20 protein-coding genes are annotated in these 19,841 nt (G+C 65.4%); 10 read left to right on the top strand and 10 right to left on the bottom strand.

Annotated features, from left to right (window positions below; all coding sequences use genetic code 11):
* Window position 1: 1 nt before the first annotated feature.
* Window positions 2–778, top strand: a complete 777-nt coding sequence (locus LJ760_RS15470) for an alpha/beta hydrolase family protein (RefSeq protein ID WP_227924222.1) — start codon at window positions 2–4, stop codon at window positions 776–778.
* On the opposite strand, the gene LJ760_RS15465 is transcribed toward LJ760_RS15470, so the two are convergent.
* The 4 genes from LJ760_RS15465 to LJ760_RS15450 form a co-directional block, all read right to left on the bottom strand.
* Entirely contained in the window at window positions 775–1,371 is a 597-nt protein-coding gene (locus LJ760_RS15465) for a 2'-5' RNA ligase family protein (protein ID WP_308036427.1), read from the bottom strand. The two genes, LJ760_RS15470 and LJ760_RS15465, sit on opposite strands and share 4 nt — an antisense overlap.
* A 4-nt stretch (window positions 1,372–1,375) precedes the next feature.
* Window positions 1,376–2,410, bottom strand: a complete 1,035-nt coding sequence (gene trpS, locus LJ760_RS15460) for a tryptophan--tRNA ligase (protein ID WP_227924221.1) — start codon at window positions 2,408–2,410, stop codon at window positions 1,376–1,378.
* Window positions 2,411–2,421: 11 nt separating this feature from the next.
* Window positions 2,422–3,249 carry an exodeoxyribonuclease III gene (locus LJ760_RS15455; RefSeq protein ID WP_227924220.1) on the bottom strand — a complete coding sequence of 276 codons (828 nt, stop codon included), beginning with the start codon at window positions 3,247–3,249 and terminating at the stop codon, window positions 2,422–2,424.
* Window positions 3,250–3,381: 132 nt separating this feature from the next.
* Window positions 3,382–3,885, bottom strand: a complete 504-nt coding sequence (locus LJ760_RS15450; RefSeq protein ID WP_227924219.1) for a hypothetical protein — start codon at window positions 3,883–3,885, stop codon at window positions 3,382–3,384.
* 111 nt (window positions 3,886–3,996) lie between these two features.
* On the opposite strand from LJ760_RS15450, the gene LJ760_RS15445 reads away from it, so the two are divergent.
* Entirely contained in the window at window positions 3,997–4,518 is a 522-nt protein-coding gene (locus tag LJ760_RS15445) for an O-acetyl-ADP-ribose deacetylase (RefSeq protein ID WP_227924218.1), read from the top strand.
* A gap of 8 nt (window positions 4,519–4,526) precedes the next feature.
* Here LJ760_RS15445 and LJ760_RS15440 read toward each other — a convergent pair whose 3' ends face one another.
* The 5 genes from LJ760_RS15440 to glyA form a co-directional block, all read right to left on the bottom strand.
* On the bottom strand, window positions 4,527–5,360 hold the full coding sequence (locus LJ760_RS15440) for an ABC transporter permease (RefSeq protein WP_227924217.1): 834 nt from the start codon (window positions 5,358–5,360) through the stop codon (window positions 4,527–4,529).
* The gene (locus LJ760_RS15435) at window positions 5,357–6,253 is read right to left on the bottom strand and encodes an ABC transporter permease (protein ID WP_227924216.1); all 897 of its coding nucleotides are present in this window, start codon (window positions 6,251–6,253) and stop codon (window positions 5,357–5,359) included. Before LJ760_RS15435 ends, LJ760_RS15440 begins: the two co-directional genes overlap by 4 nt.
* On the bottom strand, window positions 6,246–7,211 hold the full coding sequence (locus LJ760_RS15430; protein WP_374200061.1) for an ABC transporter ATP-binding protein: 966 nt from the start codon (window positions 7,209–7,211) through the stop codon (window positions 6,246–6,248). Before LJ760_RS15430 ends, LJ760_RS15435 begins: the two co-directional genes overlap by 8 nt.
* A gap of 78 nt (window positions 7,212–7,289) precedes the next feature.
* Window positions 7,290–8,264 carry a bifunctional methylenetetrahydrofolate dehydrogenase/methenyltetrahydrofolate cyclohydrolase gene (locus LJ760_RS15425; protein WP_227924214.1) on the bottom strand — a complete coding sequence of 325 codons (975 nt, stop codon included), beginning with the start codon at window positions 8,262–8,264 and terminating at the stop codon, window positions 7,290–7,292.
* Between the two features lie 20 nt (window positions 8,265–8,284).
* Window positions 8,285–9,568 (bottom strand): serine hydroxymethyltransferase, encoded by a 1,284-nt coding sequence (gene glyA / locus LJ760_RS15420; RefSeq protein ID WP_308036426.1) that lies wholly within the window; start codon window positions 9,566–9,568, stop codon window positions 8,285–8,287.
* 282 nt (window positions 9,569–9,850) lie between these two features.
* Between glyA and LJ760_RS15415 the strand changes: the two genes are divergently transcribed.
* The gene (locus tag LJ760_RS15415) at window positions 9,851–10,921 is read left to right on the top strand and encodes an FAD-dependent oxidoreductase (RefSeq protein ID WP_227924213.1); all 1,071 of its coding nucleotides are present in this window, start codon (window positions 9,851–9,853) and stop codon (window positions 10,919–10,921) included.
* Here the strand turns inward: LJ760_RS15415 and LJ760_RS15410 are convergent.
* On the bottom strand, window positions 10,896–11,435 hold the full coding sequence (locus LJ760_RS15410; RefSeq protein ID WP_227924212.1) for a GNAT family N-acetyltransferase: 540 nt from the start codon (window positions 11,433–11,435) through the stop codon (window positions 10,896–10,898). The genes LJ760_RS15415 and LJ760_RS15410 overlap by 26 nt on opposite strands.
* 54 nt (window positions 11,436–11,489) lie before the next feature.
* On the opposite strand from LJ760_RS15410, the gene purU reads away from it, so the two are divergent.
* The 7 genes from purU to LJ760_RS15375 all read left to right on the top strand — a co-directional run bounded on the left by purU (window position 11,490) and on the right by LJ760_RS15375 (window position 19,723).
* Window positions 11,490–12,359 carry a formyltetrahydrofolate deformylase gene (gene purU / locus LJ760_RS15405; protein WP_227924211.1) on the top strand — a complete coding sequence of 290 codons (870 nt, stop codon included), beginning with the start codon at window positions 11,490–11,492 and terminating at the stop codon, window positions 12,357–12,359.
* Window positions 12,360–12,423: 64 nt separating this feature from the next.
* The gene (locus LJ760_RS15400; RefSeq protein ID WP_227924210.1) at window positions 12,424–12,951 is read left to right on the top strand and encodes a gamma carbonic anhydrase family protein; all 528 of its coding nucleotides are present in this window, start codon (window positions 12,424–12,426) and stop codon (window positions 12,949–12,951) included.
* Between the two features lie 50 nt (window positions 12,952–13,001).
* Window positions 13,002–14,216 (top strand): ROK family transcriptional regulator, encoded by a 1,215-nt coding sequence (locus LJ760_RS15395; protein WP_227924209.1) that lies wholly within the window; start codon window positions 13,002–13,004, stop codon window positions 14,214–14,216.
* 213 nt (window positions 14,217–14,429) lie between these two features.
* Window positions 14,430–16,001 (top strand): multiple monosaccharide ABC transporter ATP-binding protein, encoded by a 1,572-nt coding sequence (mmsA, locus tag LJ760_RS15390; protein WP_227924208.1) that lies wholly within the window; start codon window positions 14,430–14,432, stop codon window positions 15,999–16,001.
* Window positions 15,998–17,290 (top strand): multiple monosaccharide ABC transporter permease, encoded by a 1,293-nt coding sequence (mmsB, locus tag LJ760_RS15385; protein ID WP_227924207.1) that lies wholly within the window; start codon window positions 15,998–16,000, stop codon window positions 17,288–17,290. The genes mmsA and mmsB overlap by 4 nt, the downstream gene beginning before the upstream one ends.
* Window positions 17,291–17,345: 55 nt before the next feature.
* Window positions 17,346–18,428 carry a substrate-binding domain-containing protein gene (locus LJ760_RS15380; RefSeq protein WP_227924206.1) on the top strand — a complete coding sequence of 361 codons (1,083 nt, stop codon included), beginning with the start codon at window positions 17,346–17,348 and terminating at the stop codon, window positions 18,426–18,428.
* Between the two features lie 203 nt (window positions 18,429–18,631).
* Complete coding sequence (locus LJ760_RS15375; RefSeq protein WP_227924205.1) at window positions 18,632–19,723, top strand: Gfo/Idh/MocA family protein; 1,092 nt, start codon at window positions 18,632–18,634, stop codon at window positions 19,721–19,723.
* The last annotated feature ends 118 nt before the right edge of the window (window positions 19,724–19,841 follow it).

The following is a 19,841-nucleotide window of genomic DNA, read 5'->3' as shown; positions in this document are numbered from 1 at the left end:
CATGCCTTCGTTTGAATCTGTGTCCTTTTCCGGCGTCAACGGGACCACCCTCTCCGGAACCCTTGATGTCCCCGACGGCGGAGCCCGCGCCTGGGCGGTCTTCTGCCATGGCTTCACGCTGGGAAAGAACAGCGCCGCGGCCTCCCGGATCTCCAAGGCCCTGGCCGGCCACGGCATCGGAGTGCTCCGCTACGACGCCGCGGGGCTGGGCAGCTCCACCGGCAGGTGGGAAGACGGCAGCTTCAGTACCAAGGTGGCAGATGTGCTCAGTGCCTGCGGCTTCATGGCGGACAGCGGACGCCCGGTCTCCCTGCTGGTCGGACATTCGCTCGGCGGCGCCGCCGTCCTGGCGGCCGCTTCACGGGTTCCCGGACTGGACGCCGTCGTCACCATCGCCGCGCCCTTCCGTCCCTCACATGTAGTCCACCTCTTCGAATCGGAGTTGGACCGGATCCACGAACAGGGATCGGCAGCCGTGGATCTGGGCGGCGGGGAACTGGAAATCCGCCGGCACCTGATTGAGGACCTGCGGGGTCATGACCTCACGGACAGCATCAAGGAGCTGCACCTGCCCCTGCTGGTGATGCACTCCCCCACCGACAACACCGTGGGCATAGACAACGCGAGCGAGATCTTCCGGACGGCGCGGCATCCCCGGAATTTCATTTCGCTGGAAGGCAGCGACCACCTGATGGTGGACCGGGCCCAGACAGCGCGTGCCGCGGCAATCATCGCCGCATGGGCCGGCACCTATCTGGATCTGGGCAGGGAGTCCTAGTCCGGCTGCTTCCCGGATCCGAGCCGGACGTGCTCCTGCAGCTTCCACAGGCCGGTGGCATCGTGCTCGTAAAGGCCCACGCAGTCCACCGTAAAGCCTGCGGAATAGCTGTCCAGCCGGCGAACGGCTTCGTCCATGCTCTGCTCGCTGACATCGTGCGCCACCGTAACGTGCGGGTGGAACGGGAACGCCAGGTCCCGGGCCAGCGGGCCGCTCTGGAGCTCCTTATGCAGTGCCGTGCACTCATCGAAGCCCTCGTCGACGTTCAGGAAGACCACCGGTGAAACCGGCCGGAACGTGGCGGTCCCCTCCAACGTCACCCGGAACGGTTCCTGCGCCGCGGCAACTTTGCGCACATGCTGCAACGTCGCTTCCCAGTCATCCGTTTCCGTGGTCGTGACCAAGGTGATGTGGGCAGGGATCAGCGCCGCCATGGGATCTCCGAAGGATGCCCGTGCCGCCTTCAGCTCGCTCGCCATCGGCTCCGGAACCGCAATCACTATCCCCACGCAGCGCGCATCGCACGCAGGAGCGTGGCTGCCGTTCATGCTGCCTGCTGCCATGGCCTGGTCGTAGGATTCGGAGATTCTCATGGGATTACGCGGTAACGCTGCCCAGCGGCAGAAAGCCGACCTTGTTGTACACGTCCGCGAGCGTCACCGACGCCGACTCCCGCGCCTTGGCAGCACCCACTGCGAGCAGGCGGTCCAGCTCGGCCGGATCGTCCAGCAGGTGCAGTGCACGTTCACGGATGGGCCGGATGTGTTCGGTGACGACCTCCGCAAGGTCCACCTTCAGGTGTCCGTACATCTTCCCCTCGTACTCCTTCTCCAGTGTTTCCACGCTGCGTCCGCTGATCAGGGAGTAGATGGACAACAGGTTCGAAACCCCGGGCTTGGCGTCGCGGTCGAAACGGATCTCGCTGCCGTCGTCGGTCACGGCCGACTTGATCCGCTTGGCTATGACCTTGTCCTCATCGAGGAGGTTGATCAGGCCTGCCGGCGACGCGGCTGACTTGGACATCTTCGCCGAAGGGTTCTGCAGGTCGTAAATCTTGGCTGCTGCTTTTTGGATAAAGACCTCGGGCACCACGAAGGTCTCGCCGAAGCGGGTATTGAACCGCTTGGCAAGGTCCCGGCTCAGCTCCACGTGCTGCCGCTGGTCTTCGCCCACCGGCACGCCGTGCGGCTGGTAGAGCAGGATGTCGGCCACCTGCAGGATCGGGTAGGTGAACAGTCCGACGCTGGCCGAATCCGACCCGAAGCGCTGCTGCTTGTCCTTGAACTGCGTCATGCGGGAGGCCTCACCGAATCCGGTGAGGCAGTTCAGCACCCAGGCCAGCTGGGCGTGCTCGGGCACCTGGGACTGCACGAACAGGGTGGCCTTGTCGACGTCGACGCCGCCCGCGATGTACTGGGCAGCGGTGACGCGGGTGCGCTTGCGCAGGTCCTCGGGATCCTGCGGCACCGTGATGGCGTGCAGGTCCGGGATGAAGAAGTAGGCGTCGTATTCGTCCTGGAGCCTCACCCAGTTCACCAATGCGCCGAGGTAGTTGCCCAGATGCAGGGAATCGGCGGACGGCTGCATGCCCGAGAGGATGCGCCGGCGGCTGCTGGAAGACTCAGATGTCATGGAGGAAACCCTTAGAACTGGTAGTCGATCACTACTGGAGCGTGGTCTGAGAAGCGCGAGTCGTACGAGGGGGCACGGTCGACGACGGCGGTGACGGCCCGTGCCGCCAGCTCCGGCGTGGCCATGTGGTAGTCGATCCGCCAGCCGGAGTCATTGTCGAACGCCTGTCCGCGCCAGCTCCACCAGGTGTACGGTCCGTTGACCTCGCCGGCCAGGGAGCGGTGGACGTCGGTGTAACCGATTTCCTCGCCGAAGAAGCGGTCAAAGTAGGCACGTTCCTCGGGCAGGAAACCTGCACGCTTGACGTTGCCCTTCCAGTTCTTGATGTCCAGGGGCGTGTGTCCCACGTTCAGGTCCCCCACCACCAGCACGAAGTCGCTCGTCTGTGCCAGGGCGGGCAGCCGGGCGGCCATCGTGTCGAGGAAGCGGTACTTGTCGACCTGCTTGGGCGTATCCACTTCGCCGGAATGGACGTAGGCGCTGACGACGGTGAGGATCTTCTCTTCTCCCGCGACGGCAACCTTGAAGTCAGCCTCCACCCAGCGGCCCGAACGTGCGAAGTACTCGTCGCCGATATGTTCGCGGACGGCGACCGGCTCCGTGCGGGAGGCGATGGCAACACCCGCACGGCCCTTGGCGTCGAGGCATTCGGCGTGCTGGACGTGCCAGGTATCACCGAGCAGGTCCTTCAGGATCGCGTCGGGGGCGCGGACCTCCTGCAGGCAGAGGATGTCCACATCGCGCCCTGCCAGCCAATCGGCCATGCCCCGCTTGTAGGCGGCGCGGATGCCGTTGACGTTCACGGACGCAATGCGCAGTGTTTCCCCGGAACTGTCCATAGTCCCTGTTGATGCCGTCCCTGTTGATGCCGAACTCACGCGAATAACCATACTCCTCAGTAGCTGTTCATCCCGAAACGGCCGTCCGGCACGCCGCGTCGACGCGGCGCTTCCGGAAGCGGCTGGCGGGAACTAGTCGACTACGGTGCCTTCGACGGACCCGCCGTCGTCCTTCTTGATCATGCCACGGCCGTTGTGCGCCGTGATCTCGATGGTCTCCAGGGCGCGGTCCACCATTTCGCGGTCAGTGTCCAGGTTCTGGGCAATGACATTCGCCTGGACCTGGATGATCTTGAAGCTGTGGTCCAGTTTCTGGTCGCGCACAGTGGTGGCTTCGTCGACAACCTGGACGCCGCCGCGGGGAGCAAGGCCGGCAGTGGCGCCGGCGAGCTTCGCGGTGGCCTTGCGCGTGGCACTCCGGACAGAGAACACCACGAACGTGGCGAGGAACAGCCAGCCGAGGGACACAATGACCACTAGCCAACCGATGACGTCATTCTGGTTGGCGGCGAAAACCACTGCCACCAGGAAGACAATGAGCATCACGACGATGCCCGTAGAGCCCATCTTGCGGCTAATGCCGCGGCCGGGCGAGGACGAGGACGACGGCGTCTGGCCGTTTCGGATCGACTGCATGGTTTTATTCTCTCAAACTCGGACAGGTGCCCGATGCCGCGTTCGCTCTGCGCTGGTGCCTGCCTTCCCCGGCGGTGGAAAACGGGGCGGCTGCAGTGGCAGACTGGCTCGATGCAGATCACGATCGCCACCGGTGACATCACCACCCGGGATACCGACGTCGTCGTCAATGCCGCCAACTCATCGTTGCTGGGCGGCGGCGGGGTGGACGGCGCCATCCACCGCGCGGCAGGCCCGCAGCTCCTGGCAGCCTGCCGGGGGCTGCGGAAGACATCACTGCCGCAGGGGCTGCCCACCGGCAGGTCCGTCGCTACCGAGGCGTTCAACCTGCCTGCCCGGTGGGTGGTGCACACCGTGGGACCCAACGCGGGGGCAGGGGAAACGGACCCGGAGCTGCTGAGGTCATGCTTCCGGACCGCCCTGGCCGTGGCCGAGGACCTGGGCGCCGAGAGCATTTCCTTTCCCGCCGTCAGCGCCGGCATTTACGGCTGGGACCCGGAGACCGTGGCCGGGATCGGGCTGCAGGAGCTCCTGGACCATACCCCGCGGACGTTGAAGCGGGCAGAGTTCGTCCTGTTCAACGACCGCCTGGCCGGGATCTTCGCCAACAAGTATGAGCAGCTGGCCGGCTGACCAGGAACCTACTTCAGGAACAGCGCCCGGAGCCGGTTAGTGGTCAAGGTCAGGCCCAGCACAATCATCACCACGAAGTACAGCAGGTGCCCTGCCGTCCCCCAGCTGAAGATACCTACACTGATCTGCCGGAGCAGTTCCACGCCGTGCCACAGCGGCAGGGCCTGGATCACCGACTGCACCGCTTCGGGGTACACGCTCAGCGGGTAGAAGGTGGCTGAGAGCAGGAACATCGGCAGCATGATCATGTTGACCCAGTCCAGCTGCTGGAACGTCTTCATGTAGCTGGTTATTGCCATCCCGAAGGAGGCGAAGCCGAACGCGATCACCACGGCGGCCGGGATCATCAGCAGCGCCCAGGGCGAGGTGATCAGGCCCATCGCGCCCATCACGGCGGTGAAGCCCGTGGCGTACATGGCGCCCCGCAGGAGGGCCAGGAAGATCTCCCCCATCGCGACGTCCAGCGGCCCCAGCGGCGTGGACAGCATGCCTTCGTAGAGCCGGGCGTAGTTGAGCTTGAAGAACACGTTCATGGTGGAGTCGTACACCGCGCCGTTCATCGCCGACACAGCCAGCAGCGCCGGCGCGATGAAGTTGGCATACTCCATTTCCTGGCCGCCGGGGCCGGAGACCGTCCCCACCAGCGCGCCCAGGCCTATGCCCATGGCGACCAGGTACAGCACCGGTTCGACGAACCCGCTGATCATGATGCTCCAGTTGGTGCCCCACGTGGCCTTGAGGCCGCGGGCAATTACTGCCCGGATGTTCCGTCCGTACAGCGAGCCGAGGAAACGGTCCTGCGGTACAAGCGCCGTGGGTGCCGTGCGGTTTTCGGTGCTCATCCGTCGAGCCTCCTCGTGAAGTTCCGCCGGGCCAGTACCAGCCCGCCGACGGTCAGGACCAGCAGGTACACCACGTGGACGGCCGTCATGGCTGCCGGTTCCGGGTGTCCGTAGCTAAGCACCCGGCCCAGTTCGGTGGAATGCCAGAGCGGTGAGATCCAGCCGATCCAGCGGACGGCCAGCGGCAGCGACTCCAATGGAAAGAAGGTGCCGGAGAACAGGAACAGCGGCATCACAATAAACCGCTGGACCATGGCGAACTGCCCCTTGTCCTCTTTCAGGGTGGAGCTGAACGCCAGCAGCGGCATACCGAAGGCAAGTCCGGCCAGCAGCGCCGTGAAGATCATCAGCCAGCCGGTTGCCGGCTGCGCCACGGCCCCGAAGAGGACCAGGAAAAGGTAATAGATGGTCGTGGTCAGCAGGATGCGGACGGTGAGCCCCAGGACGTGGCCGAGGGCAATCTGCCCACTGGAGAGCGGAGAGGCGTTGGGTCCGTAGTAGGTGCGGTGCCATTTGAACCCGCCCATGACGGTATAGGTGTTTTCCTCGCTGGAAACCATCAGCGCCGCCGTGGCCACGAGGGCCGGTCCCAGGAACATCAGGTAGGACACCGTCGAGCCGTTGCCGCCCGGGAAACCCGCGTTGGAGTTCCCGTCAATTAGCACCGCCAGGCCCGTGCCCATGCCCAGCAGGTACACCAGCGGGGTCCCGACGGCGGTCATCAGCACGGTCCACTGGTAACCGCGCATCCGCCGGATCCACATGTCGGCGTAGTAAAGGCTGCCGAAACGGCGCGCCTTGGCGGCCGTTTCCATCGGCGTCAGCGGTGATCTCAGCCCGAGCACGTCATGGCGCTCGACCCCGGGCCGGGCAGGGGATTCCGGCCTAGTCAACGAGGCTTCTCCCGGTCAGGCGCAGGAACACGTCTTCCAGCGAGGAGCGTCGCACCAGCGAGGTGATGGGCCGCAGCCCCCGGCCGGTCACGGCTTCCAGGGCGGCTTCGCCGTCGTCTGCGTAGATCAGGACCCGGTCCGGGAGTGTCTCCAGCCGCTCGCCGATCCCCTCCAGCTCCGCGGCCACGGTGGTGTTGCGCTCCGAACCGAACCTCAGCTCCACCACCTCCCGGGTGGAATGCTCACGGATCAGGGCCGACGGCGACCCCTCGGCCATGATCGCGCCCTTGTCCACCACGATCAGCCGGTCGCACAGCTGCTCGGCCTCGTCCATGTAATGGGTGGTGAGGATCAGCGTCACGCCGGCTTCCTTGAGCCGGAACAACCGGTCCCAGAGGATGTGCCGGGCCTGCGGATCCAGTCCGGTGGTCGGTTCGTCCAGCAGCAGGATCTTCGGATCGTTGATCAGGGACCGGGCAATGGTCAGGCGCCGCTTCATCCCCCCGGAGAGCGAATCCACGCGGGCCTTGGCCTTGTCGGTGAGCTGCGCGAATTCCAGCAGCTCGTCCGCCTTGGGCTGCAGGTAGCTCTTGGGCAGGCCGAAGTAGCGGCCGTAGGCCAGGAGGTTGTCCCGCACGCGCAGGTCTTCGTCCAGGTTGTCCTGCTGGGGCACCACGCCCAGGTGGGCGCGGACTTCCGGCCCGTAGGTGTTCGGGTCCAGCCCCATGATGCTGAGGTCTCCGCCGCTGCGCTGGGACACTCCGCCGATCATTTTCATGGTGGTGGATTTACCTGCGCCGTTGGGCCCGAGCAGCCCGAAGGACTCCCCCGGCGGAACGTCAAAGGAGATGCCGTTGACGGCGGTGAAATCGCCGTAGGACTTGGTCAGGTTCCGTGCGGAAATAACGAAATCGGAGCGGGTTTCGGGGACGGTTCTGCTTGATGTGATCTGTGACACTTGAGACAGCATAGTGGACGCGGAACGGACCGGCGCATCAAGCCGCGCCGGTCCGTTCCGTTGGTGCTGAATTCGGCCCTAGACCAGGATTCCGGCCTGCCGTTCGGCGGCTTCCACCACGTTCGCCAGCAGCATGGCGCGGGTCATCGGGCCCACGCCGCCGGGGTTGGGCGAAATCCAGGACGCGACATCGGCCGCCGCTGCTTCGACGTCGCCGGTCAGCGTTGTTTCCCCGGTTTCCGGATCGGTGACCCGGGTGACGCCTACGTCCAGCACGATGGCGCCGGGCTTGAGGTCTTCGGCACGGATCATTTCCGGGAAGCCGGCTGCAGCAACCACCACATCGGCTGCCTGCAGGTGCTCGAACAGGTCCGCGGTCCCGGTGTGCGCCAGCGTGACCGTGGCATTGATCGGACGGCGGGTCAGGAGCAGGCCGAGCGGCCGCCCGACGGTGACGCCGCGTCCGACCACTAGGACTTTCTTGCCGTTCAGTGAAATCCCGTTGCGGACCAGCAGCTGCACGATCCCGTGCGGCGTGCAGGGCAGCGGAGACGTCATCGGTTCGCTGACGTTGAGCACCAGGCGGCCCAGGTTGACCGGGTGCAGCCCGTCCGCATCCTTTTCCGGGGCGATCCGCTCCAGGATGGCATTCGCATCGATATGCGCCGGCAGCGGCAGCTGCACAATGTAACCGGTGGTCGCCGGGTCCTCGTTCAGCTCGTCAATGACCTTTTCCAGGTCTGCCTGGCTGATGTCGCCGGGAAGATCCCGGCGGATGGAATTAATCCCCACCTGCTTGCAGTCTTTATGCTTGCCGCCCACGTAGGAGTGGCTGGCGGGATCGTCGCCCACCAGCACGGTCCCCAGGCCCGGAGTGACGCCGTGCTCTTCCTTCAGCACGCGCACCCGTTCGGTCAGGTCCTCCTTGATCTCCCGGGCGGCGGCGCGGCCGTCCAGGATCTTCGCCGCGACCGGAGTGCCGAATTCGGTTTTCTCCTTGACCTCCCAGCCAAGGTTGACGCTGGCGGCCTCATCAGTCGCGGGACCCTCCATATTGGTTCCTTTCTCCACGGTTACCATTCCTCCTGTCCGGGGTAGAGCGGGAAGTTCTCAGTCAGCGCCCCCACGCGGGCCCGGAGGGCCTCGACGTCGGGAGCGGGCTTCAGTGCGGCGGCAATGATCTCGGCAACTTCGGTGAACTCGGCTGCGCCGAAGCCCCGGGTTGCGAGCGCCGGGGTGCCGATCCGCAGGCCGGACGTGACCATCGGCGGCCGCGGGTCGAACGGCACGGAGTTGCGGTTCACCGTGATGCCCACGGAATCAAGCAGGTCTTCGGCCTGCTTCCCGTCCAGGGCGGAGTGCCGCAGGTCCACCAGGATCAGGTGTACGTCGGTGCCGCCGGTGAGCACGGAAACTCCGTGTTCGGCGACGTCGGGCGCATTCAGGCGGTCGGCAATGATCCGTGCACCCTCGAGCACGCGTTCCTGCCGTTCCCGGAACTCCTCGGTGCCGGCGATCTTAAAGGCCACGGCCTTCGCGGCAATCACGTGCATCAGCGGACCGCCCTGCTGGCCGGGGAAAACGGCGGAATTCAGCTTCTTCGCGTATTCCTTTTTCGCCAGGATCATTCCCGAGCGCGGCCCGGCAAGGGTCTTGTGCACGGTGGAGGTGACGACGTCGGACACCGGCACCGGGTTGGGGTGCAGTCCCGCGGCCACCAGTCCGGCAAAATGCGCCATGTCGGTCCAGAGATAGGCACCGGCTTCATCGGCAATGGAGCGGAAGGCCTCGAAGTCCAGCTGCCGCGGGTAGGCGGACCAGCCGGCGACAATAACCTGCGGGCGTTCTGCCAGCGCCTGTTCGCGGACCCGATCCATGTCCACCCGATAAGTCTGCTCGTCCACCCCGTAGGCCGCGACGTCGTACAGCTTGCCGGAAAAGTTCAGTTTCATGCCGTGGGTAAGGTGCCCGCCGTGGGCCAGGTTCAGCCCCATCAGTTTCTCGCCCGGTGCCATCAGGGCCGCGAGCGCGGCAGCATTGGCCTGCGCGCCGGAGTGCGGCTGGACGTTGGCGAACTCTGCACCGAACAGGGCCTTCGCCCGCTCGATGGCGAGGTTCTCCGCTACGTCCACATGTTCGCAGCCGCCGTAGTAGCGGCGCCCGGGGTAGCCCTCGGCGTACTTGTTGGTGAGGACGGAGCCGGAGGTTTCCAAGACGGCGCGCGGGGCGAAGTTCTCGGAGGCGATCATCTCGAGGGTGCTGCGCTGGCGGGACAATTCATCATTCAGCACCGCTGCTATTTCGGGATCAACATCGATAAGCGGCGCGTTGGTGACGGGCTGGGTGGATACTCTCACGTGGATCTCCTGGGAAGGGGTTCTCTATAGGTCAGGCTACCTGTCGGGACATAGGCCGGGCATGGCACAACAGTTTCGCGCGTGACCCGCGGCCCAGGCGTGCGATCCGTGGTCGTTAGGACACCCCCGCAGGGGTGCCGTGCCGCTTCCTGGTGGTAATCCACCTAACGCCAGTCGCGACGCTCTCCATCCTAGCCTCACCTGTCCCCCGGCTGCAGGGCTTCAGCGGAATAGCCGCAATGCCCGGACCGTTACGGTTCTCAAGAACGAAGGAGTGCACAGGTGGAAACGGACATACTCGTGATCGGAGCCGGCCAGGCCGGGCTCAGCGCCGCCTATCACCTGCGCCGCCGCGGCCTGGAGCCCGGCGCCGGATTCACCGTGCTGGACGCGAACCCCGGGCCGGGCGGCGCCTGGCGGCACCGGTGGGATTCGCTGACCTTCGGTGCTGCGCACGCCCTGCACGACCTCCCGGGGATGCCGCTGGGCTCGCCGGATCCCGCCGAACCCGCTTCCGCCGTCGTCACCAGGTACTACGGACGCTATGAGCAGGAGTTCGGGCTCGACGTCGTCCGGCCGGTTTCCGTGTCCGCGGTGGCGGAGGGCGACGGCGGCAGGCTCTCGGTCCGTGCCGTGGATGGCCGCGAGTGGCAAGCCCGCACGGTCATCAACGCGACGGGCACGTGGGACCGGCCGTATTGGCCCTACTACCCCGGGCGGGAATCCTTCCGCGGCCGGCAGCTGCATACCCGGGACTTTCGCAGCGTGGCTGACTTTGCCGGGCAGCGGGTCCTTGTGGTGGGCGGCGGCACCTCCGCCGTGCAGTTCCTGCTGCAGCTGCAACGTGCCGGTGTGGAAACCGTCTGGTCCACCCGCCGACCGCCGGAATTCACCCTCCGTCCGTTCGACTCAGAGTGGGGGCGGGCCGTGGAAGCGAAAGTCAGCGCCAGGACCCGTGCCGGCCTGCCGCCGCTGAGCGTCGTTTCCGCCACGGGCCTGCCGCTGACGGATGAATACCGGCGGGGCATAGAGGACGGGGTGCTCGTTTCGCGCGGACCGATCGGCCGCCTGACCACCTCCGGTGTCGTTTTCGCAGACGGGTCCGCGGAGTCCGTGGACACCATCCTCTGGGCCACCGGCTTTCGTGCCGCCCTGGAGCATCTGGCACCGCTGCACCTGCGCGAACCCGGCGGCGGGATCCGGATGGACGGAGTACGGGTGGTGCGCGAGCCCCGGCTGCTGCTGGTGGGCTACGGCGAGTCCTCCTCCACGCTGGGGGCTACCCGCGCCGGCCGTGCAGCCGCGCTTGCGGCCGTGCGGCAGCCGGTTACGAAAGCAGCTCTTCCCAGTTGACGGCGGTAACCGTGCCCTGCTCCCAGTCCCGCCGCAGGATGGCGTAAACCACCGTGGCAACTCTGCGCCCGTCTTCCAGCGGCCAGTCCTCCCGGTAATGCGCTTCCTTCACGAAGCCTGACCTCAGCAGGGTCTTGCGCATGGCGATGTTGTCCTCGCTCGTACGGCCCGCGAAGCGGTGCGCTTCGGGGTAGTCGTCGAACACCATGCCGGTCAGGGCCTGCAACACCGGTACGCCGTTGCCCCGGCCGCGGAACTTCTCCACCAGGCGCAGGTCCAGCACCGGTGTACTCGTTCCCAACTCCTCCAGGATGACCAGGCCCATGCGGTGGTTGTCGCCGAACACCCAGAAGGTACTCACGCCGTCGCCGTCGAACCGCCCTTCGATCAGGAGGCGACGCACCAGCCCCTCAGAAGGCGCCTTGATCCGGTGGTAGGGAAAGCTATTGGTAGTGAGGAAACGTACGAGCTCTCCCTCGTCCTTGTCAGAAAACGGAAGGAACATCACATCCATGTGCCCACCCTAGGTCAGGGCACTGAAACCGGTAACCTAGCAAGGGTGACAGACATGATTTCTTCTCCCGACACCTCCGCCGCCAACGCCTTTACCCTGACGTTGTCCTGCCCCGACCGTCCGGGCATTGTCCATGCCGTCAGTGCTTCCCTCGTGGCGGCCGAAGGCAACATCACCGAGTCCGCGCAGTTCGGCAGTCGGGAAACCGGCTCCTTCTTTATGCGCGTGGACTTCACTTCTCCGCGCTCCTACGAGCAGGTCCATGCGGAACTCGCTGCAACGGCATCTGCGTTTGCCATGTCCTGGGAACTGCACCGCGCCGGCCGCCGGACCCGGACCCTGATCATGGCGTCCAAGTCCGGCCACTGCCTCAATGACCTGCTGTTCCAGCAGCGTGCGGGGACGCTGCCGATCGATATCCCGGCCATTGTCTCCAACCACCGCGAGCTGGAGTCCCTCGCCGACTTCTACGGCGTGCCGTTCCACTATGTCCCCGTCACTCCGGACACCAAGGGCCAGGCGGAGGACCGGCTGCGCGCCCTGATGGCCGAACTGGACATTGAGCTGGTGGTCCTCGCCCGCTACATGCAGATCCTGAGCAACGACCTCTGCCGCGACCTGTCCGGGCGTGCCATCAACATCCATCACTCCTTCCTGCCCTCGTTCAAGGGAGCGAGGCCCTACCACCAGGCGCATGCCCGGGGCGTGAAGCTGATCGGTGCCACGGCGCATTACGTAACTTCGGACCTGGATGAGGGTCCCATCATTGAACAGGAAGTCATCCGGGTGGACCACGCCCGTTCGGCTGCCCAGCTCGCGGCCCTGGGCAGCGACGTCGAGGGGCGGGCACTGTCCAAAGCCGTGCAGTGGCATGCCGAGCACCGGGTCCTGCTGGACGGCCGGCGGACCATCGTCTTCAACTAGGCGGTTCCTGCTACGGGTGCCGGCTTCCGCTAACCGGCCTCCGGCCGGCGCTACGCTGGGTGGCATGGCACACATCATTGAATTCCGGGGCAAGACCCCCGCCGTCGATCCCACCGTCTTCCTCGCTCCCACCGCTTCGCTCATTGGCGACGTCACCATGGCCGCGGACTCCAGCGCCTTCTACGGCGCCTGCGTCCGCGGTGACTCCAACAGCATCCGTGTTGGCGCGGGAACCAACCTGCAGGACAACGTGGTCCTGCACGCGGACCCGGGCTTCCCGACGTCGGTGGGCGCTCGGGTCAGCATCGGCCACAACGCGGTGGTGCACGGCTGCACGGTCGAGGATGACTGCCTGATCGGCATGAGCGCCACGATTATGAACGGTGCCGTGATCGGCGCCGGCTCCCTCGTGGCCGCCGGTGCCCTGGTCCTTGAAGGAACGGTGGTCCCGCCCCGCTCGCTGGTAGCCGGTGTGCCGGCAAAGGTCCGCCGGCCCCTCACGGATGAGGAGGTCGCGGGAGTGAAGGCGAACGCGGAAAACTACCGGCAGACGGCTGCCGACCACCGCTCTGCCGTAGCGTCGCAGCCCTAGGCTTGTGTTCACTTCTTGACTGCAAGAGTGTGATGTAGCACTCTAAAATAATGCCAGCCGACCAATCCTCGACGTTGAGGACCACCCGCACACCGGGGACCACCCCGCCCAAGCCGGGCTCGCAGAGCGCCTTGCGCGAACGCAACCGGCAGCGCATTATCCAGGCCCTCCTGGCCTCGGGGCCGTTGACGCAGGCGGAACTTTCGCGCCAGACGGGATTGTCCCGCGCCACGGTCTCCAACATCGTGGGCGATATGAGCGAGCGCCGGCTCGTCATCACCGAGCCCACCACCAGCTCCGGGCGGAGGGCACTTTCGGTGCGGCTCAACGAGTCGGGAGCCGTTGCTGCCGGCATCGACATCGGACGCCGGCACGTCAGGGTGATCCTGGCTTCGCTCGGCCACCGGATCCTGCAGGAGGAGTCCGTCCAGCTTCCGCTGGGCCACTCCGCGGCAGAGGGCATGGATGCCGCTGCGGCCCTGCTTGCCCGGCTGCTACGCCGGCAGGGGGTGGACCGCAGCGCCGTCCTGGGTGCCGGCGTCGGCATCCCCGGCCCCATCGACCGGCGCACGGGCACAGTGGTCCAGGGCGCAATCCTTCCCGAATGGGTGGGGATCAACATGCGCGAAGACCTCGCCGACCGGCTGGGTGTCCCGGTCTACATCGACAATGACGCCAACCTCGGGGCACTGGCGGAAGTCACCTGGGGACCGCACGGCTGCAGCGAAAACCTGATCTTCATCAAGGTTGCCTCCGGCATCGGCGCGGGGCTGGTCATCAACGGTTCGCTCTACTACGGCAATGTCGGCATCACCGGGGAAATCGGCCACGCCACCATCTTCGACCAGGGGCTGATCTGCCGGTGCGGCAACCGGGGCTGCCTGGAAACCATCGCCTCGACCTCCATCATGATCGAACTGCTGAGCCGCGCCTCCAAGGACAACATCACCACCGCCGACATCCTCTCGCGGGCCGCGGCAAAGGACCCGGCCACCCTGCGCGTCATTGACGATGCCGGCGTCGCGGTCGGCCGCGCCGCCGCCAACCTCGCGAATACCCTGAACCCGGAACTCATCATCATCGGCGGGTCGCTGACCGACCTCGGCGACACCTTCCTGGACCCGATCCGCCGCGGCCTGCTGCGGCACGCCGTCCCCCTTGTCGGCGAAACCTCCACCGTGCTTATGTCCTCGCTCGGGGACCGCGCCGAAGCCCTGGGGGCAGCGGCACTGGTCCTCCAGGAGCAGGGAACCGCGGCAGCGTAGTACTTGCCCGGGCGAACCAAAAACTACCCGAAACCGCCGCTCTTGCGTTCAAGACTTGACGGCAGTGCCTGTGACCGTGGTAACTTCCTTACCGGCCCACTCTGTGGGCCGTATCACGACAAAGAGGTCACACGGAGGCACTCATGCGAGCAGAAGCAGCTCCGGCAGTCGGCGCGCGGCGCGCTCCCTGCCATCACGGCAGGGACAATGCGCATGCCGGCTAGTCCATTCATTCTGGAAATGCACTCCATCACCAAGGAGTTCCCCGGCGTCAAGGCCCTCGCGGATGTGGCCCTCAACGTCCGGGCCGGCGAAATCCACGCCATCTGCGGAGAAAACGGCGCAGGAAAATCCACGCTGATGAAGGTCCTCTCCGGCGTCTACCCCCACGGCACGTACACCGGAGAAATTGTCTTCCAGGGCAAGCCCGTCCAGTTCCGGGATATCCGGTCCAGCGAAGCCGCGGGAATTGTCATCATCCACCAGGAACTGGCGCTGATTCCCGAACTCTCCATCGCCGAGAACATTTTCCTGGGCAATGAACCCACCCGGTTCGGCGTCATCGACTGGGACAAGGTCAACTACGACACCCTGGACCTCATGGAACGGGTCGGACTCCAGGAAGACCCCACCACGCCCATCAAGGATCTGGGCGTGGGCAAGCAGCAGCTGGTGGAGATCGCCAAGGCACTGAACAAGCGGGTACAGCTGCTGATCCTCGACGAGCCCACCGCAGCGCTCAACGAGACCGATTCCCAGCACCTGCTGGGCCTGATGTCCGGCCTGCGGGACAAGGGCATCTCCTGCATCATGATCTCGCACAAGCTCAATGAGATTGAGCAGATTGCGGATTCCATCACCATCATCCGCGACGGCCGCTCCGTCGAGACGATCGACGTCGCCGCCGAAGGCGCGGACGAAGACCGCATCATCCGCGGCATGGTTGGCCGTTCGCTGGAGTCCCGGTTCCCGGACCACACCCCGACGATCGGTGAAACGTTCTTCGAGGTCCGCGGTTGGACCGTGGGGCATCCGACCGTCCCGGACCGCCTGGTCTGCAAGGGCTCGAACTTCCACGTCCGCCGCGGGGAAATCGTCGGCTTCGCCGGTCTTATGGGCGCCGGGCGCACCGAACTGGTCCGGTCAATCTTCGGCCGCTCCTACGGCAACTTCATTTCCGGCCAGATCATCAAGGACGGCAAGGAGATCACCCTCAAGACGGTGCACTCCGCGATTAACCATGGCCTGGCCTACGTCACTGAGGACCGTAAGACCCTGGGCCTGAACCTCCTGGACGACATCAAGGCCACTACCGTTTCGGCTGACCTGAAGAAGATCACCCGCGGGCTTGTTGTCGACAACGACGCCGAGTTCCGCTACGCGGAGGAATACCGCAAGAGCCTGCGCACCAAGGCACCCACTGTAGATGAGGGCGTTTCCAAGCTCTCCGGCGGCAACCAGCAGAAGGTTGTCCTGGCCAAGTGGATGTTCACCGACCCGGACCTGCTGATCCTGGACGAACCGACCCGCGGCATCGATGTGGGCGCCAAGTACGAAATCTACGGAATCATCCAGCAGCTCGCGAACCAGGGCAAGGGAGTCATCGTGATTTCCTCGGAGCTCCCCGAGCTCCTGGGCCTCTCGGACCGCATCTACACCATCTTCGAAGGGGCGATCACCGGCGAGGTCTCCAAGGCGGAGGCCAACCAGGAGAACCTCATGAGGCTCATGACCTCCCCCGCCCGGAAGCCCGCCGACTACGCCACTCAAGGAACACTTTCATGAACGCCATCAAGCAACTCCTGGGCGGCAACGGCCGCCAATTCGGGATGATCTTCGCCTTGGCCATCCTGGTCGGCCTGTTCCAGGTCCTCACCGGGGGCAAGACCCTGACACCCACGAACATGATCAACCTGTTCAACGGCAACTCCTACATCCTGATCCTCGCCGTGGGAATGGTCTTCGTGATCATTGCCGGCCACATCGACCTTTCGGTGGGATCCGTCGCAGCGTTCTCGGGCATCGTCGTCGCGATGGCCATGCGGGACTGGGGCCTGCCCTGGTACATGGGCATCATCCTGGGCCTGGCGGTGGGTGCGGCCATCGGTGCCTGGCAGGGCTTCTGGGTCGCGTACATCGGCATACCTGCATTCATCGTGACGCTGGCGGGCATGCTGATCTTCCGCGGAGCCAACCAGTGGGTGGGCAAGTCCAACACGGTTCCTGTCCCGTCCGAATTCCAGTTCATCGGCGCCGGCTACCTGCCCGAGGGCGGCCCGATCCCCGGGTACAACAACCTGACGCTGCTGCTGGGCCTGATCCTGTGCGCCGCAGTGATCTACGGCGAAATGCGCAAGCGTTCCCGCAACGCCAAGCTGGGCACCGCCAACCCGCCTGCCTGGGTGCCCGTGGTCAAGATCGGCCTGCTCTGCGCCGTCATCCTCTACGCCACGTACATGTTCGCCACCGGCCGGCCGGGCACGTCCTTCCCGGTCTCGGGCATCATCCTCGGCGTCCTGGTCCTGTTCTACGGTTTCGTCTCCAATAAGACCATCTTCGGCCGCCACGTCTACGCGGTGGGCGGCAACCGGCACGCGGCCGAGCTCTCCGGCGTGCAGGGCAAGAAGGTCAACTTCATGGTCATGATGAACATGTCGATTCTGGCCGCCCTGGCCGGCATGATCTTCGTGGCCCGCTCCACCGCCTCCGGACCGTTCGACGGCACCAACTGGGAACTGGACGCCATTGCGGCCGTCTTCATCGGAGGCGCCGCTGTCTCCGGCGGCGTGGGCACCGTGGTCGGTTCCATCGTCGGCGGCCTCGTTATGGCAGTGCTGAACAACGGCCTGCAGCTGCTGGGCGTCGGTGCCGATATGACCTCCATGATCAAGGGCCTTGTCCTGCTCCTGGCCGTGGCCCTGGACGTCTACAACAAGACCCAGGGCAAGCCCTCCATCACCGGACTGCTGATGCGCAACTTCGGCGGCAACAAGCCCAAGCCGGCCCCCGCCGTCGTCGACGCCACCCCGGAAATGCCCACGGGCACCAAGACCGTCATCTCCACTGACGCCTAAACCGCACCACTTACTCCCCACTATTTCCACGACCGCTATTCAGAAAGAGAACACCATGCGTAAATTCGCAAAGTCCTTCGCCGTTGCGGCAACGGTGGCAGCGTTGTCGCTGTCCGCCTGCGGCCGCACCGAAGAAACCGCTTCCGGCGCCGAAGAAGGCTTCGAAGACGGGGCATCCATCGGCGTCGCGCTGCCGCAGAAGACCTCGGAGAACTGGGTGCTGGCAGAGACCCTCTTCAACGACGGCCTCAAGGAAGCCGGCTACGAAGGCCAGGTCCAGTTCGCCAACGGCGGCGTGTCCGAACAGCAGAACCAGATCAGCTCCATGATCACCAACGGTGTCGAGGTCCTGATTGTGGGTGCCATCGACGGCAGCCAGCTCGGCTCGCAGCTGCAGGATGCCAAGGATGCCGGCATCACCGTCATCGCCTACGACCGCCTGCTGACAAACACCGAAAACGTTGACTACTACGTGGCCTACGACAACTTCAAGGTCGGCCAGCTGCAGGGCCAGGCCCTGCTGGACGGGCTGAAGGAGAAGAAGCCCGAAGGTCCGTACAACATTGAGCTGTTCGCCGGCTCCCCGGATGACGCCAACGCCCAGGTCTTCTTCGACGGCGCCATGGATATCCTCCAGCCGGAGATCGAAGCAGGAAACCTCGTGGTCGGTTCCGGCCAGACCGAGTTCAACCAGGCCGTCACCCAGGGCTGGAAGGCGGAGAACGCCCAGAAGCGCATGGACACCCTGCTCTCCAGCAACTACGCCTCCCAGGAGCTGGACGGCGTCCTCTCCCCCAATGACACCCTGGCCCGCGCCGTCCTGACCTCGGTCACCGGCGCCGGCAAGGCGCTGCCCGTCATCACCGGCCAGGACTCCGAGGTGGAATCCGTCAAGCTGATCATGGAAGGCAAGCAGTACTCCACCATCAACAAGGACACCCGCAACCTGGTGAACCAGAGCATTGACATGGTCAAGGCACTGGGCGCCGGCGAAGAGGTCGAAATCAACGACGACGAGAGCTACGACAACGGCAAGAAGGTAGTCGAGAGCTACCTGCTGGAACCGGTCATCGTCACCAAGGCCAACGCTGCCGAGGCCTACGAGAATGACCCCACGCTCTCCGAGCTGACCAAGTAAGCACGCATTCACTGCCCCTCGGGGCGGAACAGCCCGGGTATCCCTCAGCGGAGACCCGGGCTGTTCCACGCCTGTTCCACCCTGTTTCACACGCCGGTCGCCTGCACTTCGTGCCGCACGGGCTCGGTGTCCACCCCTAGGCCTCGGCCGGGGGCGACCATAGAGTAGGGGTACTCCCTGCAACGACGCGGAAGACGAGGACCATGACTGCCGTTCAACACATACCCACCCCGCCCTGTGTCCAGCCGGGAGCTCCCAGTCCCGTCCAATCCACGGGACGGACCCTGCGCTGGGGCGTAGTCGCCACCGGAAACATTGCCGAGCGTGTCACTGAAGACATTGCCCGGTTGGAGGACGCTGTCCTGCAGGCGGTCAGTTCCCGCCGGCAGGCCTCGGCGGAGGAGTTCGCTGCCCGCTTCGGCTTCGCCAGCAGCTACTTCGACTCGGACGATGCCTCGGGCTACGACCTGCTCTTTGCCGATCCCGATGTCGACGTCGTCTACATCGGGACCCCGCACGCCCAGCACTATCGGATAGCCCGGCGTGCCCTGGAAGCCGGCAAACACGTACTGTGCGAAAAGTCGCTGACCATCAATGCCCGCGAAACCCAGGACCTGATCGAACTGGCCCGGTCCCGCAACCTGTTCCTCATGGAAGCGGTCTGGACCCGTTTCCTTCCCTGCATCAACCGCATCTGGGAACTCATTGCCTCGGGTGAACTCGGGGACATCAACTGGGTGCAGGCAGACCTGGGCTTCCCGGCACCGTATGACCCTGCCAGCAGGCTCTGGGACCCGGCGGCAGGCGGAGGAGCACTGCTGGATCTGACGGTCTATCCGCTCACCTTTGCCCTCGGCGCACTGGGCTACCCGGAGACGGTCCATGCAGTAGGCAGCATCAACGCCGACGGCGTGGACACACAGAACGCATTGACGCTCGGGTACCCGTCCGGCGGCCTGGCACAGCTGACCTCGTCGCTGGTCTCCTCCTGCCCGCGGACCGCTGTTATTTCCGGCACCAAGGGCTGGCTCCGCACCGGTGCACCCCTGCATAACCCGGTGGAGCTGACCATCGTTCCGCAGGACGGAGAGGCCCGCGTGGAGAGGTTCCCGCAGGTCGGCAACGGCTACGCGTACGAGCTGCGTGAGGTGACCCGCTGCATCCAGGCGGGCATGGTGGAAAGCCCCACCATGACGTGGGCGGACTCCCTGCGGACCATGCGGCTCTTTGACGCTGTACGGGCGCAGATCGGCGTGCTGTACGCCAATGACAAGGCCACTGTCCCCGCTGACTGAGGCGTTGACGCGCAGCGGCTGAGAAGGCACTAAAAAACGACGGCGGTGGCGCCCCCCTTTGAGGGGGGGCCCCGCCGTGGTGGGTTGTAGGGGGGCGGGTGCCGCCCCGCCCGCCCCC

The sequence above is a fragment of the Arthrobacter sp. zg-Y895 genome, from assembly GCF_020731025.1.
GTDB lineage: Bacteria > Actinomycetota > Actinomycetes > Actinomycetales > Micrococcaceae > Arthrobacter_B.
Note: the sequence above shows the minus strand (reverse complement) of the source record. Positions and strands in the feature narration are given on the sequence as shown.

Bases quoted from the DNA above. Each gene is read 5' to 3' on its own strand.
- LJ760_RS15450 (WP_227924219.1), bottom strand. From the start codon at position 3,885: ATGCAGTCGATCCGAAACGGCCAGACGCCGTCGTCCTCGTCCTCGCCC.
- LJ760_RS15455 (WP_227924220.1), bottom strand. From the start codon at position 3,249: ATGGACAGTTCCGGGGAAACACTGCGCATTGCGTCCGTGAACGTCAAC.
- purU (WP_227924211.1), top strand. From the start codon at position 11,490: ATGATTTCTTCTCCCGACACCTCCGCCGCCAACGCCTTTACCCTGACG.
- LJ760_RS15410 (WP_227924212.1), bottom strand. From the start codon at position 11,435: ATGGATGTGATGTTCCTTCCGTTTTCTGACAAGGACGAGGGAGAGCTC.
- LJ760_RS15445 (WP_227924218.1), top strand. From the start codon at position 3,997: ATGCAGATCACGATCGCCACCGGTGACATCACCACCCGGGATACCGAC.
- LJ760_RS15375 (WP_227924205.1), top strand. From the start codon at position 18,632: ATGACTGCCGTTCAACACATACCCACCCCGCCCTGTGTCCAGCCGGGA.
- mmsA (WP_227924208.1), top strand. From the start codon at position 14,430: ATGCCGGCTAGTCCATTCATTCTGGAAATGCACTCCATCACCAAGGAG.
- LJ760_RS15395 (WP_227924209.1), top strand. From the start codon at position 13,002: ATGCCAGCCGACCAATCCTCGACGTTGAGGACCACCCGCACACCGGGG.
- mmsB (WP_227924207.1), top strand. From the start codon at position 15,998: ATGAACGCCATCAAGCAACTCCTGGGCGGCAACGGCCGCCAATTCGGG.
- LJ760_RS15425 (WP_227924214.1), bottom strand. From the start codon at position 8,264: ATGGAGGGTCCCGCGACTGATGAGGCCGCCAGCGTCAACCTTGGCTGG.
- trpS (WP_227924221.1), bottom strand. From the start codon at position 2,410: ATGACATCTGAGTCTTCCAGCAGCCGCCGGCGCATCCTCTCGGGCATG.
- LJ760_RS15380 (WP_227924206.1), top strand. From the start codon at position 17,346: ATGCGTAAATTCGCAAAGTCCTTCGCCGTTGCGGCAACGGTGGCAGCG.
- LJ760_RS15470 (WP_227924222.1), top strand. From the start codon at position 2: ATGCCTTCGTTTGAATCTGTGTCCTTTTCCGGCGTCAACGGGACCACC.
- LJ760_RS15400 (WP_227924210.1), top strand. From the start codon at position 12,424: ATGGCACACATCATTGAATTCCGGGGCAAGACCCCCGCCGTCGATCCC.
- LJ760_RS15440 (WP_227924217.1), bottom strand. From the start codon at position 5,360: ATGAGCACCGAAAACCGCACGGCACCCACGGCGCTTGTACCGCAGGAC.
- LJ760_RS15465 (WP_308036427.1), bottom strand. From the start codon at position 1,371: ATGAGAATCTCCGAATCCTACGACCAGGCCATGGCAGCAGGCAGCATG.